Genomic DNA, 15,744 nt, shown 5'->3' on the forward strand with positions numbered 1-15,744 from the left:
TTTTGTAAGTATTAATACTTGAAGGGTGGATTTTGATATGGCAACACAGCTAGCAGATGCAGGGACAAAGCAGGGGAGCAGGCCCAGCAGCAGCTGGTGGGCGCTGGTATTCCTGGCCCTCGCACAGTTCATGGTGGTCCTGGACGGCACGATCGTGAACCTGGCACTGCCGCGTCTCCAGATCGAGATGGGGATCAGTGACTCGGCGCGTTCCTGGGTGGTCACGGCCTACGCACTGGCCTTCGGCGCCTTCCTGCTGCTCGGAGGCCGGATCGCGGACTTCTGGGGCCGGAAACGGACCTTCCTCGTGGCCGCCGCAGGTTTCGCGGTCGCGTCTCTGCTCAGCGGCATCGCGCAACAGCCCTGGGAACTGATCGGTGCGCGCGCCCTGCAGGGCGTGTTCGCTGCGCTGCTGGCCCCCGCCGCCCTGGCGCTGCTGAACGTCGCCTTTCCGGGCGGAAAGGACCGCGGCACGGCGTTCGCGATCTTCGGCTCCATCACTGGCGTCGGTGCCGCCGTCGGCGTCCTGCTGGGAGGTTTCCTGACCGAACACGCGAGCTGGCGCTGGTGCTTCTTCGTGAACGTGCCGATCGCCGCCATCGCCCTCGCCGGCGTGTGGTCTCTGGTCAGCGAAAGCAAGGCCCAGGGGTCCACCAAATATGACTGGCCCGGCGTCGTCCTGGCCGCCCTGGGTTTGGGGTCCCTCGTCTACGGCTTCACCAATGCGGAGCACGGCTGGGATGCCCCCGAAGCCTGGGGATTCATTGCAGCCGGCGTCGTACTCATGGCACTCTTCGTCCTGGTCGAGGCCACCGTCAAGCACCCGCTCCTGCCGCTGCGCGTGGCCACCGAGCGCAACCGCGGAGCGGCGTTCCTGGCCTCGTTCCTGTCCGGCGCGGTCCTGATCGGCGGCATTCTGTTCATCAACTTCTACATCCAGATTGTGCTTGGCTTCGCCCCGTTCCTCGCCGGGCTTGCTTCCCTGCCCATGACGGTGGCACTGATCATCACGGCGGGGGTTGTCGCGAAGAACCTGCCGAAGCTGGGTGCAAAGATCCCGACGGCCGCGGGTCCGGTCTTCATGGCGGCGGCGATGCTCTGGCTCACGCAGGTCAGCGCCGAGGGCCTCTACCTCGTCAACATGCTGCCCGCGCTCCTTCTCCTGGGTGTCGGGCTTGGCATGGTGTTCGTGCCGATGCAGAACCTGGCGCTGTTCGGCGTGGACAAGGATGATTCCGGTGTGGCCAGCGCCTTGGTCAACGCCTCGCAGCAGATCGGCGGCTCCCTCGGCATCGCTCTCTTCAGCACCATCGCGGCCGCGGCCGGCGGTGTCTCACTGGCGGCCCTCTCAGACGGCTACGCCAAGGTGTTCCTCTGGGCCGCAGGTGTTGCGATCCTGATCGCTCCGATTGCCCTGCTGCTCATCAACATCGACCGCAAGAAGTTCACAGGCACCGACGGCGACGCCCCGATCGTCCACCTGGGCTGAGCCCCGTCTTGCGCAGATGACTCAGTTCGCAAGGGTCAGGAAATCTGCAGTCCTCCGTTAATGTCATACGTCGCGGCCGTGATGAAGCCGGCATCCTCGCCCAGCAGGAACACCATCAGCGCGGCGATGTCCCGTACGGTTCCCACCCGGCCCACCAGGATGTCGGCAGCCATGGCGGCTTTTCGCTCATCCGTGAGTGTTCCACCCATGATGTCCGTGTCCACGGGGCCGGGAGCCACGCAGTTGACGGTGATTCCGTGCTGGCCCATTTCCCGGGCCAGAGCCCGTGTGAAACCGATGATGGCAGCTTTCGAGGCACTGTAAGCCACCTTGGAGTAGGTGCCGCCTCCGCGCTGGGCGGAGATGGACGAGACGCTCACGATCCTTCCTAGCTTCCGCTCGATCATGCCCTTGAGCACCCGCTGGGATACCAGGAACGTGCCGGTCATGTTGATTTTGAACACCCGCTCCCACGCCCCGAGCGTCTCGTCCATGAACTCCGTGGGTGAGCTGATACCTGCCAGGTTGGCCAGGCCAACGATCGGCGGCAGGGTGGATTCAACCTCGTCAATGGCGGCGTTGACGGCCTCCGGGTCGGAGACGTCCGCGCCCACGCCAATCGCCTGGACACCGTAAACGGCGGTGATTTCCTCCGCTGCGTTCCGGGCTGCGTCGCCGTCGACATCCAGGATCGCAACCGCCCAGCCTCCGCTGGCGAGCATTTCCGCCGTCGCCCGTCCGATGCCGCGGGGAGAGGCCGCGCCGGTCAGCACGGCGGTCCGCTTCACCGGAAACGCTTTTTGCTGAGTCATGTCCCTTAGCCCTTCGTCGCCTGATTGTCAGTTCTGGATGTCGAAGTCGTCGGAAGCTACAGCTTCTTCCCCGACCGTGGAGGGCGTACCGGGCTTCACATGTCCCTCCGGGCGCTTGCGTGCGTAGAGATAGGTCGCGACGGCCGTGATGCCGAGGCAGGCCGACAGGAACACGAGGCCGGAACGGTTATCGCCCGAGGCGTCATTTAGCAGCCCCACGGCGTAGGGAGCCACGAACCCGCCCAGATTACCGAGCGAATTCACCATGGCCAGACCGGCTGCTGCCGCAGCACCGACCAGGGCAGTCGCGGGCATGGCCAGGAACGGGGCAATAGCGGAGTAAATGCCCATGGCCGCCAGCGTCAGGGCCATCAGTGCCAGGATCGCGTTGACCTCGACCAGGTAGCCGGCAGCCAAGAGACCGATGGCCGCCATGATCATGCTCAGGGTCGCGTGCAAGACCCGGTTACCGGTACGGTCCGAGCGCTTGCCCCAGAAGTACACAAAGATCGCCGCAATCGTGTAGGGGATGGCAACGATAAAACCGACCTGCGTGGTGCTGAAGTCCCCGAGTGCGGCAACGATCGTCGGCATCCACAGCCCGAGGCCGTAGATACCGCAGACCAGCCCGAAGTACAGCGCTGCGTAGGCAATGGTCCGGGGGTCCTTGAGGCCGGCCAGGAAATGATGGGGCTGCCCCTTCTGCTTGTGGGCCAGCTCATCGTCCATGGTCCTGGTCAGCCATTCGCGCTCATCGTCGGCCAGCCAATGCGCCTGGCTGGGGCGGTCGGTCATCAGGACCGGGGTCAGAATCCCGAGGATGATGGCGGGGATGCCCTCAACGATGTAAAGCCACTGCCACCCCTGCAGGCCAAGAATGCCGTCCATCTGCAGCAGCAGGCCCGAAACCGGAGCGCCAAGGGCATTGGACACCGGCTGCGCCAGGATGAAGATCCCCAGCACCGTGACGCGCTGGGCGGCCGGGAACCACAGCGTCAGGTAGAAGAGGATGGCGGGGAAGAACCCTGCCTCGGCGGCACCGAGCAGGAACCGGACGATGTAGAAGCTGGTTTCGCCGTTCACCAGGCACATGGCGGTCGCAAAGATGCCCCATGAGATGAGGATCCGGGCGATCCATTTGCGGGCGCCGAACCGGTACATTCCGGCGTTGCTCGGGATTTCCAGCAGCGCGTAGCCGAGGAAGAAGATGCCCGCGCCGAGGCCGTATGCCGATGCGCTCAGGCCAATGTCCTCGCTCATGGTCAGCTTCGCGAAGCCGACATTGTTCCGGTCCAGGTACGCAATGAAGTAGAGCAGGACGATCAGTGGCATGATGCGGCGGCGCGCCCTGCGCAGCGTGCGCTGGCCGAGTTCGTCGAGATGATTGGCAGGATTGATGGAAGTCATGGTTCACCTCGCTGTGAGAAACGAGCCCCGCCGGGGTTCCTCAGCGGAACAGCTCATGTTTACCACTCTGCTCCGCAATAGTCACCACACTGAGTAATCGCACATGCAGATGGTTACCGGGATGGAAAGTAGCCGGCGGTCCCTGCGGTATTTAAACCGGAAAAGCCCCCTCGGGTGAGGGGGCTTTTCCGGTCTGCTGCTGGAATCCGTGGGGCTCAGATCCACTTCGGTGCGGCCGGAACCTTGCCGTTGCCGGCTTCAGCGCCGGACCCGCTGGCGGTGACGCCGCCGTTGCCGCGGCCGGCGGCCCATTCGACGACGGTCGCGAGCGGTCCGGAGACCACGGTAGGGGACGCCGACGTCGTGTCCCCGAATGTGAGGCCGCGGTCCGTTACCTTGACCACGAGGTCCGCATCGGTGCCGCGGGCCTTCCAGGCGCCGGTGATGTCCTTCAGGAGCCGCTCCAGCACGGGAACCGGGATGTCGGTGAAGCTGGCGCCGTTGGCCAGGTCCACGGCGTGCATCCAGACTTCCCGGCTGCGCATCCAGACCGTTTCGGTGGCAGGCACTTCCCGGCCCTGGATGGTGCGGACTTTGTGGTGCCAGGCGTCCCCGGGCAGGTCCCGCCATTCGACGTTCAGGTGCACGGCGGAGTGGTCGAACAGGTGCCGCAGCGCGATCGGRCTCAGGGTTGCCCCGAAGTCGATCTCGTGGTCGCGGACCGCGGTGGAGGCGTACATCGGGGTCTCCACGCCGGTGGCCGCCCACTCGATGAGCCGCGCGATCGCCCGGGCGTTGTAGCCGATGTGCGCGGTGATGTGGCGTCGGGTCCAGCCCGGCAGCAGCGAATCGCCGTCGAGCTCCGCGTCGGAGAGCTCGTTGAGCTTGCGGGCGAAGAACGCCGTGCCCCGGCGTGCCTGCAGCAGGGCCGCAAGCAGCTCCGGGTCCGTCGTCTGGTCCTGGCGGGCAACCATCAGGCTTCCTTGACCACGCGGTTCTTCAGCTGGCCCAGGCCCTCGATGGTGGTGACGAGGATCTGGCCTTCCTGCAGGTAGCGCTTSGGGTCCTGGGCGTGGCCCACGCCTCCCGGRGTGCCGGTGGCGATGACGTCGCCCGGGTTCAGCGTGATGATGGTGGAGATGTAGGAGACCAGGAACTCCGGGGTGAAGACGACGTCGTTGGTCGGGGTCTGCTGCTGCACTTCGCCGTCGACCGCGGTGGTCATGAGGCCGCCGCTGAACTCGTCCTTGGTGACCAGCGCGGGGCCGAAGGGGGTGGACTTTTCCCAGGTCTTGCCCTGCAGCCACTGGATGGTGCGGAACTGGTAGTCGCGCATGGACACGTCGTTGAGCACGGCGTAGCCGGCGATGTGCTCCGCGGCGTCGGCTTCGCTGATCCGGCGGCCCTTCTTGCCGATGACGACGGCGAGTTCGGATTCCCAGTCGACGGTGCCGGATTCCTGCGGCAGGGCCAGATCATCGTTCGGGCCGATCAGGGATTCCTGGTACTTGGCGAACAGGGTGGGGAACTCGGGGACTTCCCGGCCCATTTCCTTGATGTGGTTGCGGTAGTTGTGGCCCACGCAGATGATCTTGCCGGGGGAGGGCACGACGGCGTCRAGGTTGGCGCCCTCGAGCGGGTGCGTGGCGCCTTTGGCTGCCTTCGCGGTSGCYTCCCAGTCCGCGGTGCGGAGCAGCTCTCCGACGTCGGCGAAGCCGTCGATCTCGGTCAGGGTGTCGCCGTCCTGGCGCACGGCCTTGGTGCCGGTTTGGGTGCGGAGGGTGAGGAGTCTCATGCGTTCTTGCGTCCTTCGAGGTAGGTGCGGTTGAAGTTCAGTCGTTCGAAAATGGGGGCGTCACTGAAGCGGAAGAGATCGAACCCGGTCTCRGCCTGCARKGACCAGGCKGCCCAGGACGGGACGACGAAGAGGTCGCCCTTCGCCAGGGTCCTGGTTTCGCCGTTCAGGACCACGGAGCCGGWSCCYTCGAAGACCTGCCAGACGCTGGAGCCGACCTCGCGGAGGGTCTCGGTSGCGGCGCCGGCGCGGAGGCGGTGGAATTCGGCCCGGATGGTCGGCATCACATCCCCGCCCGTGGTGGGGTTGGTGTAGCGGACGGCGGCGTGGCCCTGGGACACGGTGGCCGGGTGGCCCTCGTCYTCCAGCAGCAGCTGCTCGGCCAGTGCGCGGTCCGTGTATTCCCAGCGGTACGCCGCGATGGGGGAGCTCGTGGYGTCGTCCAGGCCGGAGAGCGGGCGCAGGCCCGGGTGGGCCCAGAGCCGCTCGGAGCGGGAGATGTCCGGGGTGGCCTCATCGGTGACGCGCTCGGTGCCGAACTCGAAGAASCCGGCGTCGGCGTAGTGCACGAACGGGATATCCAGGCCGTCGATCCAGGCCATCGGCTCATCGGTGTCGTTGTGGTGGCCGTGGAAGTTCCAGCCCGGGGTCAGCAGGAAGTCGCCGCGSGACATCCGCACCGGGTCMCCGTTCACCACAGTCCAGACCCCTTCGCCCTCGACGACGAACCGGAACGCGTTCTGCGAGTGCCGGTGTTCCGGCGCGGTTTCACGGGCGCCGAGGTACTGGATGGCCGCCCACAGCGTGGGCGTCGCGTACGGCGTACCAGCCAGGCCCGGGTTGGCCAGGGCAATGGCCCGGCGCTCCCCGCCCCGCCCCACCGGGACCAGATCCCCGGCACGGGCCGCCAGCGGGTACAGGTCGCTCCACCGCCAGACGTGGGGGACCGCCTTCGGGGTCGGGACCATCGGCATCAAATCCGCGATCTCGGTCCACAGCGGGATCAGGTTCTCCCGGTCAAAATCCCGGTACAGCTCCTTGAGCTGGGCAGCCTCTTCGGGCGTCGGCTCCGGAGCAGTGTGCCCCGCGGCCACTGATTCGTGAGTCGTGTTCTCGATCATGCCAATCCTTTACTTTGCGTGGGCGCCAGCGGCGGCGAGTCGCTCTGCTATGTCGGCGCGGAGGTCTTTCTTGTTGATCTTGCCGACTTTGGTGGTCGGCAACTCGTCCAGGACCACGAGTCGTTCGGGGATCTTGAACGCAGCGACTCCGGTCTTGCGAAGCAGCTCCTGGATTTGCTCAAGGGTTACTTGGTGTCCGGGTTTGACTGTGATGTAGAGGCAGAGTTTTTCGCCGAGCACGGGGTCAGGCATCGCAACGGCGGCTGCCATGGTGACATCCTCGATGCGGTAGACGAGGCTTTCGATTTCCTCTGCCGAGATCTTTTCTCCGCCGCGGTTGATCATGTCCTTGTCCCGGCCCTGGACGATGAGGTTTCCGTCGGGGCGCCGCTCCACGATGTCACCGCTGGCGTACCAGCCATCCGGGGTGAAGGCCCGGGCGTTGGCCTCAGGTGCGCGGTAGTAGCCGCGGGGGGTGTATGGGCCGCGTGTCAGTATGGAACCGGCTACGCCATCCGGGAGGTCATTGCCTGCCTCATCCACAATTCGGACCTCGTCGGCTTCGGACACAGGACGTCCCTGGGTCGTGCAAATTACGTCTTCGGGGTCGTCCAGGCGGGTGGTGTTGATGAGTCCTTCCGCCATGCCGAAGACCTGCTGCAGCGTTGCGCCAAGCACTGGCTTCACTTTGCGGGCAATTTCATCGGGCAGCCGCGAACCACCAACCTGAATGACCTGTAGGCTCGCCAACTGGTTGCCACCCGTTTCCTCTTGGTGCTCAATCCAGCGTTGCGCCACCGCCGGAACTGCTGTTGAAAGCGTGACCCCTTCCCGTTCGATGGCGGCGAAGGCCTTACGCGGTTCGGGGCTGGGCAGCATGACCACACGGCCGCCGGCGAAGAGGATCCCCAGGATGCCCGGGCAGGCGAGCGGGAAGTTGTGGCTGGCCGGCAGCGTACCCAGATACACGGTGTCCTCGGAGACGGCCGTTGGTATGGAGGTGGCCTTGATGTTGTAGGCGTAGTCGTTGTGGGTTCTGGTGATGAGTTTGGGGAGGCCGGTGGTGCCGCCGGAGAGCAGGAACAGAGCTGCTGCATCGGCAGACGGTGCCGATGCATCCAGCCGTGCGCGGGCACCCAGCGCGTCATTGCCCGGGGCCAGGATCTCTTCCAGACGAACGTTCAAGGGATTCGCCGCACCGGACACGAGGATCAACTTGAGTGAGGGAATTGACGATGCGAGCTCCTCCGCTAACGCTTGGTGGTCGAAATCCTTGATAACGTCCGGCACCGCAATGGCCCGTGACTCGGAGAGTTCCGTTAGGAAGGAAAGCTCATATTTCCTGTGCGCCGGCAGCGCCATGACGGGGACAATGCCTGCCCGGAAACAAGCCAGTGTGAGTATGGTGAACTGCCATCCGTTGGGCAATTGGACCATGATGCGATCGTCCGCTTTGAGTCCGAGCTGAAGGAGCCGCTCAGCGGCAGCGTCCATACGGTTGGCAAGCTCGGAGTAGGTGATCCGGACATCACCCTCCACCAAGGCGATCTTGTCAGGAAGCCGATCGGCCGTTTCGAGGACGTAGCTGCCAAGGGTCCGGTCTTCCCAGTAGCCCTTCTGACGAAATTCTGCGGCAAGGTCGGCCGGCCAGGGGACAGTGCCTTCACTGGTGTGGCTGGTCATTTAATGTCCTCCTCGACATTGATAACTACTGCGTCCAGCGCCAGGAGCCCGTTGCGGGTCAGGCGCAGGGGGTTGATTTCGATTTCTGCGATGGCCTCGTTGGAGACGAGTGCATCGCCGAGCCTGACCAACAGGCCTGCAAGTTCCGCTGTGTTCAGCATCGGCCCGGAGCGGAAGCCATACAAGAGTTCGCGCGCCTGCAGATCGCCGGGCATGCCCTCGGCCGCCCGTACCGCCAGGGGCGCAGAACGGATGGAAATGTCGGCGAACACTTCGGCGGCGGTGCCGCCCAATCCCAGAACCACGATCGGTCCGAAAACGGGATCGCGGCGGACGCCCACCACAAGGTCGACGCCGGATGGGGCCATCACCTCCACCAGGAACTCCCGGGCGCCGGCGGCCTCAAGGCCCTCCAGCGCGCGGTCCATGTCTTCCGGGGACTTGACCCCCAGGTGCACGCCGCCGATCTCCGTCTTGTGCAGGACGGCGGCGTCGAGCAGTTTGACCGCCACTGGGCCGCCGAGTTCGGATAGGGCTTCATGAGCGGCGGCACGGGTGCTGCACACACGACGTTCCGGCGTGGAAATGCCCAATGCACCCAGAAGTTCCTTGGCCCGGTTCTCGTCCCAGGGCCCGTGAAGATCGGGCCATGCGAGTGCTCCGGCAGATGCTTGCTCCCGTTGGAATTGACCCCGGGAATCGTTCACCAATGCTGCGATTCCGTGGGCCAGCGATGTTGGCCCCGAGATCAGTGGAAGGTCGTGATGTTGCGCGGACTTGAAGGTGCGCTCCAGGTCTCCATCGGGACCATCGACGCCGATCACAAACGGCATCATATGAGCCACTCCGGAATTGGCGACCGCCAGGGGGAGGTCGGCTACGGGTTCAGTCAGACCGTAGACGGCGACGACGTCGATGGCCGGGTCTTGGGCGACGGCGGCAACGATTTGCTCGTAGCCGGGTCCGGGACGGCCGGTGTCAACGGGATTGGCTTGAAAGGTCAGCGGAGGGAGCAAGGCGCCGATAGTGTCCTGGCTGCCCTCTGTAAGACGGGGGAGGGTCACTCCGGCGCTGTGAAGGGCATCAGCGATCAGCAAGCCCGGTCCGGCCTGACCCGTGATGAGGCCAACTCCGGGGTCTGCCGCCGGTGCGAGGCGGCGACCCGCCAAGGCGGTGACGGCGGCAACCAACTGGTTCTCGTCGTCGACAATTACCGCCCCGGCCTGCTTGAGGACGGATCGTGTGGTGCGCCAGGACGTGGCCAAAGCCCCGGTGTGGGACTGGGCGAACTCGGACACATCGTTGCGGCCGACGACCAAAGCTACAACCGGCTTAACCGCGCTGAGGCGTGATACGGCGTCGATGAGGGCTGGTCCGTCGGCGACGGTTTCCAGGTGCAGGGCGACTGCCTTGGTTTGCTCATCGGAGATCAGGTAGTCCAGAACATCGGGTGCGGTGATATCAGTGCCAGCGCCGATACCGACGCCGAGGCTGACGCCCACGCCGGCCCGCTGCAGGTGGAAAGCGAGGACGTGGTTGACTCCACCGCTGGCTGCCACGACGGCCACCGAACCCGGTTCCAGTTCTGCGACGCCGGGCACGAAGCTTGCGCGAAGATTGCGATAGGGGACGAAGAAGCCCGACGTGTTCGGGCCGAGCAGCCGGATGCCGGTGTCCCGGACAGCAGCCTCCACCTGGTGCGCGAATTCGATGCCGGGACCGCCGGCTTCGGCGAATCCGCCGGCGCAGACCAGCGCTGCCTTGGCGCCATTCGCCGAGCTGTCACGCAATGCCTGGGCGGTGGCGGCGGCAGGTACGCAGAGCACTGCCAGATCCGGACCGCCAGGAATGGCGGCTGCGGCGTCGGCGATGCTGGTGTGCATACCGTTCTCTCCGCGGCTGTTCACGAGCTCCACCGGAGCCGGGTAGGTGGACAGTGATTGTGCCATGACGGCGCCGAGTTTCTCGGGGCTGGACGAGGCGCCGACGACGATGATGCCGCGCGGTGCGAGCAGGGGAGAAAGATCATGCATTTGAAACCTCCATGCTTGCGGTGGCGACGGCGTCAGCGCGGCCGGAGAGGACCAGCGTCAGGGCCGATACCGGGCCCCGGTCATCGACGATGACGCTTTTCAGTCTCCGTCCAAGGCGGGCTTCCTCGGACAGAAGAATACGGGTGAACGGATTGCCGCCCTGGATAACAATGGCAGCAGCCTGAGCCGGCAGAAGCTCAAACGCGGCGGCCAGGCCCTCTTCGGTATCCGGCGCGGTGAGCAGAAGTCCCGTGTTGGCGTCGGCGTCGTCCGGGTCGGTGACCAGGGCAATGCTGCCGCCGGTTCCGCTCAACTTCGGCGTGCCGTCCTGGTAGGTGAAGGAGAGTTGGCGGCCAGCGAACGCTGCGGATCCTGCGAAGAGCGGAGTTTCCATCGGCGTGTTTCCGTGCCTGGCCAGCCAGTCCTGTTCTGCGGATGCAACCAGCTCCGGGTCACGCTGGCGGATCTTGTCGATGTCGATGCTGCGGGAGAAGAAGTGGAAGGTGAACTGGGTCGGCTCGAAGGAGTTGTAGTAACGGGCGAAGTGTTCCCACCAGCTCAGTCCGCCGCGGGCCTGGTTTTGGATTTTGGCCACCTGCGGCTGGCGTTCGGCTTCGTAGTTCGTGAAAGCCAACTCCAGGTCGTCCTGGTGCGCCGCGACTTCCCGGACCAGCGTGATGGCATCTTCCATGGCCATCTTGGTACCGGAACCTACAGAGAAGTGGGCGGTGTGCACAGCGTCGCCGAGCAGGACGACGTTGCCCTTGTGCCAGGAACGGGTGCGTCGGGTGCGGAAGTTTGCCCACCGGGAGTTGTTGGCCACGAGCGGCTCACCGTTGATGTCTTCGGCGAAGAGCTTTTCGAGGAACCGCTGGGTCTTCAGGTCGGAGGGTCCCGGGGGCTGGCTGACATCGAATTCGTCGAGTCCAGCCCGGCGCCAGGTTGCTTCGTCGGTCTCGACAATGAAGGTGCTCAGGTCGTCACTGATCGGGTAGCCGTGGACCGCGAAGTTGCCGTATTCGCTCTGCCGGTGGACGAAGGTGAGTCCGTTGAATTTGTACGTGGTCCCGAACCAGATGAACTTGGCTGTTGCGGTCTCGGCGGTGTGGCCCAGGCTCTCGCCCAACTGTTCGCGGGTCGACGAGTTGGCGCCGTCTGCGCCGACTATCAGGTCGAAACCGTCGAGCTGGGACAGCTCGGGCACGTACTGGCCAAAGCGCGTGTCGACCCCGACTTCGGCCGCCCGCTCCTGCATGAGCTTCAGGAGGGTCTTGCGGTAGATCGCGGCCATGCCGTTGCCGGTGAAGGACTTCTGTTCGCCTTTGAGCCAGACCTCGATGTCGTCCCAATGGGTGCCGAAGTCCCGGAGGCCATTGCGAACAACGGGATCGGCGTCGTTGATCCGGTTCAGCGTCGCGTCGGAGAAGACCACGCCAAAGCCAAAGGCGTCGGTGGCCTGGTTCCGCTCAAAGAGCACGACGTCGGCGTCGGGAACGGTTTGCTTGAACAGGGTTGAGAAGAACAGTCCGCCGGGACCGCCGCCAATGCAGGCTACGCGAAGTGCCATCGATGCCACCTTTAGAGATTTGGGGGAGGACGTGTGCTACGTCTCGTTCCCAGTATGTAACGGTTCTCCGCGGATCGTCAACTATTTGTTACATATAACTGTTGGGAACCGCGGGACGGACCTTCCAGTGAGGGTGTCCAGGTCCCAGAAGCGGCCGGCGGGCTTCAGGGCCTCGACGCGTTACGCGACGACCTCCTGGCCCTGCCCGACGGGCTGACCAATGACGCCGGAGACGAATTCCGTGGCGGCAGGCCCGAGCTGGCGGTGGATTGCACCAAACAGGCTGTACGCCTCGCTGCTGGGCCAGCCCTTGGGTTGCAGCTCGAGGGGCAGGTGGGGGTCCCGGAATGGGAAGCGACGGAAGTCGCCGATAATCTGCATCCGTTCGATGAGTGCCGTTCGCCCGTCCTTGCCGGCGTTGACTGCCTCATCATCAAGGGCGGCATAGGTGCGGATGAATTGCCGATAGTCCGCGCCGAGCTGCTCGAGGTCCCAGCATCGTGCGGCGAGGTCCCTGTCCTCCTCGAGGTCGCCGGTCCCGCACCAGAGAGCATCAACTTTGGCCAGCGGATATTCGGCGGCAATTTCGCGGACCTCCGAGATGAGGTCGTGCGGGCTTAGCCAGGTCGATGGCGACAGCTGGCCGAAACCATGCCACGCGAGCTGCTTGCGGAGCTGTTCCCGGACGGCGCGTTCGGATTCCGGGACCTGGTAAATGGCCATGGTCCAGCGACCCTCCCACTTTTCGTCCCGCCGGCGGAAGATCCGTTCGCGCCCCTCGTTGAGGATCTCCAGCATGTGGGGGGTGAGGGAGTAGACCGTTTCCCGCCCCACGCGCCGGGTGGTGAACCAGCCCTCCTTACGAAGGCGCGAGAGGTTGACGCGGACCGTGGCCGCCTCAATGTCAAAGACGGCGAGGAGCTCCGTGATGTCAGCAAGCTTTACCTCGCTCCCGGCATACCGGAGGTAGTCCCCAAATAGATCCAGGATCAGGGCTCTGGGCTTCCACTGCATAAGGCTTCTCCAATACTTGCGTGCCCGGGCGGGCGTCAATCAGGGAACATGCAACACCTCTGTTGACGCACAACACATTTATGTTACATTCAGTTGTGGGTCAGATCACAGTCGAACGACCCCTCATCTCTGGCACAGCCACAACGTCGTGTATATCACCTGGAGTCCCCAATGGCTTTTCAATCGCCTGTCTCACCTCCGGTTCGCCCTCGCAAATCGGCAGCCGCTGTCATCTTTCTCTGTTTCCTGGCCATCGTCTTCGACGGATACGATCTGGTTGTCTACGGTGCAATCGTTCCCAAACTCCTTGCGTACGAACCTTGGGGCCTGACTCCGGTGCAGACGGGCGCGATCGGCAGCTACGCGCTGGCCGGGATGTTCATGGGCGCCATCCTCATCGGGTACCTCACCGACATCGTCGGGCGGCGGAAGGTCATGATGGCTTCCATTGCAGCCTTCTCTCTGCTCATGCTGCTGACGGCCTGGGCACCGACTCCCGAGCTCTTCGGTTTGTTCCGCTTCCTGGCAGGCCTCGGACTGGGCGGTGTCATCCCCACGGCGATCGCACTGACCGTAGAGTTCTCAAAGTCGAACCGGCGCAACTTCAATAACGCCCTGATGTTCTCCGGATACGCTGTTGGGGGGATCCTCGCCGCGCTGGTCGCCCTCGCCTTCCTGCCCGCACTCGGATTCCGGGGGATGCTGGCCCTCGGCGGCGTTCCACTGATTACCGTGCTGCCTCTGCTATTCAAGTTCCTTCCCGAGTCCCCGGCCTTCCTCGCTGTCAAGGGTGACCGGGCCCAAGCGGACCGCATCATCGCCGACTACGGACTGGAACCGCTACCCGAAGCACCCGTGGATCGCGGCGCCCCGGTAGCCGGCCGGTTCCGCACGCTACTGACAGGGCGCCTGCTCGGGGCGATGGTCCTCTTCTGCTTGGCTGGTGTCTGTGGCCAGACGCTCGTGTATGGGCTCAATACCTGGCTGCCGCAGCTCATGGTCATCGCCAAGTACTCGCTGGCCTCCTCCCTGACATTCCTTCTCACGGTCAACATCGGTGCCGTCGTGGGTGTGCTCGTGTCCTCCCGCCTGGCTGACCGATTTGGACCCCGCCCGGTGACCGCAACGGCTTTCGCCAGTTCCGGCATAGCACTGGTTCTCATGGGGACCAGCCTCATGCCACTTCCGGTCATGTATCTGCTTGTCGCGGTCGTCGGTTTCGGATCAGTGGGAGCGCAGATCCTGGTGAACGGCTTCGTTGCAACTTACTTCTCGGGCGCAACGCGGGCCACGGCCCTAGGCATCACGCTCGGCATCGGGCGGATCGGCGCGGTCCTGGCTATCTCGGGCGGCGGCGTTCTGGTAGCGGCCTCACTGGGCAACTTCATCAACTTCTCCGTCTGGGCCATAGCAGCAGCAATCGGCGTAGTCGCCGTGCTGTCGGTACCGCGGCTCCTCACCGCGGCAACCACCAGCCCGGACGCCGCGGCCGTTCAGCCGACAATATCCAACACCGCCATACCGCACTGAGACTGGCCCCATTGTCGCGGTTGAGGCCGCCGTCGGTGGACTCAGGGCGTCAGGAATTCCTGCAGCAGTAACGCGGGCGCCACCAGCGCGCAGCCCGGCATCATCATCAAAAAGAAACCAAGGAGAGCAGAGTGCAAACGCAACTCATCATTGATAACCAGCCACGAGACGGCCGTGAACGCAAGACGTTCGAGCGGCGAAACCCGCTGACGGGTGCACTCGTGACCGAAAGCGCGGCAGCAAGCGTAGACGACGCTCTCGATGCGGTTCAGTCGGCGTCAAAGGCCTTCGGTTCGTGGTCAGCGACCGGCCCTACCGAGCGACGGGCCGTGATGCTGAAGGCGGCGGAAATCATGGAGCGACGGGGCCCCGAATTCATCGAAACGATGATGTCAGAAGTTGGTGCAGCACAGCTCTGGGCCGGGTTCAACGTCTTCCTCACCGCGCAGCTGTTCCGTGAAGCGGCGGGGCTGGCCACTCAGATTCAGGGTGAGACGCTCCCCACGGATAAGCCGGGCACGCTCTCCATGACTGTCCGGCAGCCCGCYGGAGTTGTTCTCAGCATGGCTCCCTGGAACGGGGCAGGCGTGCTGGCGGCCCGGGCCATTGCCTACCCCATCGTTTGCGGCAACACCGTGGTCTTCCGCGCCTCAGAAACTAGCCCGAAAACCCATGCGATCATTGCAGAAGTCCTGCACGAGGCAGGACTTCCTGCTGGCGTTCTGAACTTCCTGACAAGCACCCCGGAGGACTCCGACCGGGTCGTCGAATCCATCATCGCGCACCCGGCGGTTCGCCGGATCAACTTCCCCGGCTCGACGGCAGTGGGGCGCATCATTGCGGAAAAGGCCGCCCGATACCTCAAGCCGTTACTGCTCGAGCTCGGCGGCAAGGCGCCTTTCGTCGTGCTCGACGACGCCGACATTGACGGCGCCGTCAATGCGGCCGTCTTCGGCTCCTTCCTCTACCAGGGCCAGATCTGCATGTCGACCGAACGTTTCGTCGTTGACGACAGCGTGGCCGACGAGTTCGTCGCCAAGTTCGCAGCACGGGCGGCGCAGCTAAGCGCCGGCGACCCGCTGGCCGATGAAGCCTGCATCGTCGGTCCCATGATCCGCGAAGAGTCGGGTGCCCGCATCAACGGTCTCATCGATGATGCACTCGCCAAGGGAGCTGAACTTATCGTCGGTGACCGTGCCGACGGTGCCTCGATGCCTGCCACGATCATCGACAAAGTGCGGCCTGAGATGTCGATCTACGATCAGGAAACCTTCGGCCCAATCACCACGGTTG

General features: G+C 64.5%; 12 protein-coding genes. 3 read left to right on the top strand and 9 right to left on the bottom strand.

What is annotated here, in order from left to right:
- The first annotated feature begins 37 nt into the window (after positions 1-37).
- Positions 38-1,489, top strand: coding sequence for an MFS transporter (locus tag AC1DR1_RS17675; protein WP_476992989.1), 1,452 nt, complete (start codon positions 38-40; stop codon positions 1,487-1,489).
- Positions 1,490-1,524: 35 nt separating this feature from the next.
- On the opposite strand, the gene AC1DR1_RS17680 is transcribed toward AC1DR1_RS17675, so the two are convergent.
- The 9 genes from AC1DR1_RS17680 to AC1DR1_RS17720 all read right to left on the bottom strand — a co-directional run bounded on the left by AC1DR1_RS17680 (position 1,525) and on the right by AC1DR1_RS17720 (position 12,921).
- Positions 1,525-2,301, bottom strand: coding sequence for an SDR family NAD(P)-dependent oxidoreductase (locus tag AC1DR1_RS17680; protein ID WP_229992394.1), 777 nt, complete (start codon positions 2,299-2,301; stop codon positions 1,525-1,527).
- 27 nt (positions 2,302-2,328) lie between these two features.
- A complete protein-coding gene (locus AC1DR1_RS17685; protein WP_229992393.1) occupies positions 2,329-3,708 on the bottom strand; it encodes an MFS transporter in 1,380 nt (459 codons plus the stop codon).
- A 215-nt stretch (positions 3,709-3,923) separates the two neighbouring features.
- Positions 3,924-4,682: a maleylpyruvate isomerase family mycothiol-dependent enzyme gene (locus tag AC1DR1_RS17690; RefSeq protein ID WP_476992990.1), complete on the bottom strand. Its 759-nt coding sequence runs from the start codon at positions 4,680-4,682 to the stop codon at positions 3,924-3,926.
- On the bottom strand, positions 4,682-5,503 hold the full coding sequence (locus AC1DR1_RS17695; RefSeq protein ID WP_476966769.1) for a fumarylacetoacetate hydrolase family protein: 822 nt from the start codon (positions 5,501-5,503) through the stop codon (positions 4,682-4,684). The genes AC1DR1_RS17690 and AC1DR1_RS17695 overlap by 1 nt, the downstream gene beginning before the upstream one ends.
- Positions 5,500-6,624, bottom strand: coding sequence for a cupin domain-containing protein (locus AC1DR1_RS17700; protein ID WP_476992991.1), 1,125 nt, complete (start codon positions 6,622-6,624; stop codon positions 5,500-5,502). Before AC1DR1_RS17700 ends, AC1DR1_RS17695 begins: the two co-directional genes overlap by 4 nt.
- A 9-nt stretch (positions 6,625-6,633) precedes the next feature.
- Positions 6,634-8,307 (bottom strand): (2,3-dihydroxybenzoyl)adenylate synthase, encoded by a 1,674-nt coding sequence (locus AC1DR1_RS17705; RefSeq protein WP_476992992.1) that lies wholly within the window; start codon positions 8,305-8,307, stop codon positions 6,634-6,636.
- Positions 8,304-10,340: an acetate--CoA ligase family protein gene (locus AC1DR1_RS17710; RefSeq protein ID WP_476992993.1), complete on the bottom strand. Its 2,037-nt coding sequence runs from the start codon at positions 10,338-10,340 to the stop codon at positions 8,304-8,306. The genes AC1DR1_RS17705 and AC1DR1_RS17710 overlap by 4 nt, the downstream gene beginning before the upstream one ends.
- A complete protein-coding gene (locus AC1DR1_RS17715) occupies positions 10,333-11,907 on the bottom strand; it encodes an FAD-dependent monooxygenase (protein ID WP_476992994.1) in 1,575 nt (524 codons plus the stop codon). The genes AC1DR1_RS17710 and AC1DR1_RS17715 overlap by 8 nt, the downstream gene beginning before the upstream one ends.
- Before the next feature lie 180 nt (positions 11,908-12,087).
- Positions 12,088-12,921: a PaaX family transcriptional regulator gene (locus AC1DR1_RS17720; RefSeq protein ID WP_476992995.1), complete on the bottom strand. Its 834-nt coding sequence runs from the start codon at positions 12,919-12,921 to the stop codon at positions 12,088-12,090.
- A 171-nt stretch (positions 12,922-13,092) separates the two neighbouring features.
- On the opposite strand from AC1DR1_RS17720, the gene AC1DR1_RS17725 reads away from it, so the two are divergent.
- Together AC1DR1_RS17725 and AC1DR1_RS17730 are read left to right on the top strand one after the other, a co-directional pair.
- Positions 13,093-14,451, top strand: coding sequence for an MFS transporter (locus AC1DR1_RS17725; RefSeq protein ID WP_476992996.1), 1,359 nt, complete (start codon positions 13,093-13,095; stop codon positions 14,449-14,451).
- 131 nt (positions 14,452-14,582) lie between these two features.
- The coding region (locus AC1DR1_RS17730) for an aldehyde dehydrogenase family protein (protein ID WP_476992997.1) at positions 14,583-15,744 on the top strand (1,162 nt) is incomplete at its 3' end.

The organism is Arthrobacter sp. P4_F10, from assembly GCF_056401435.1.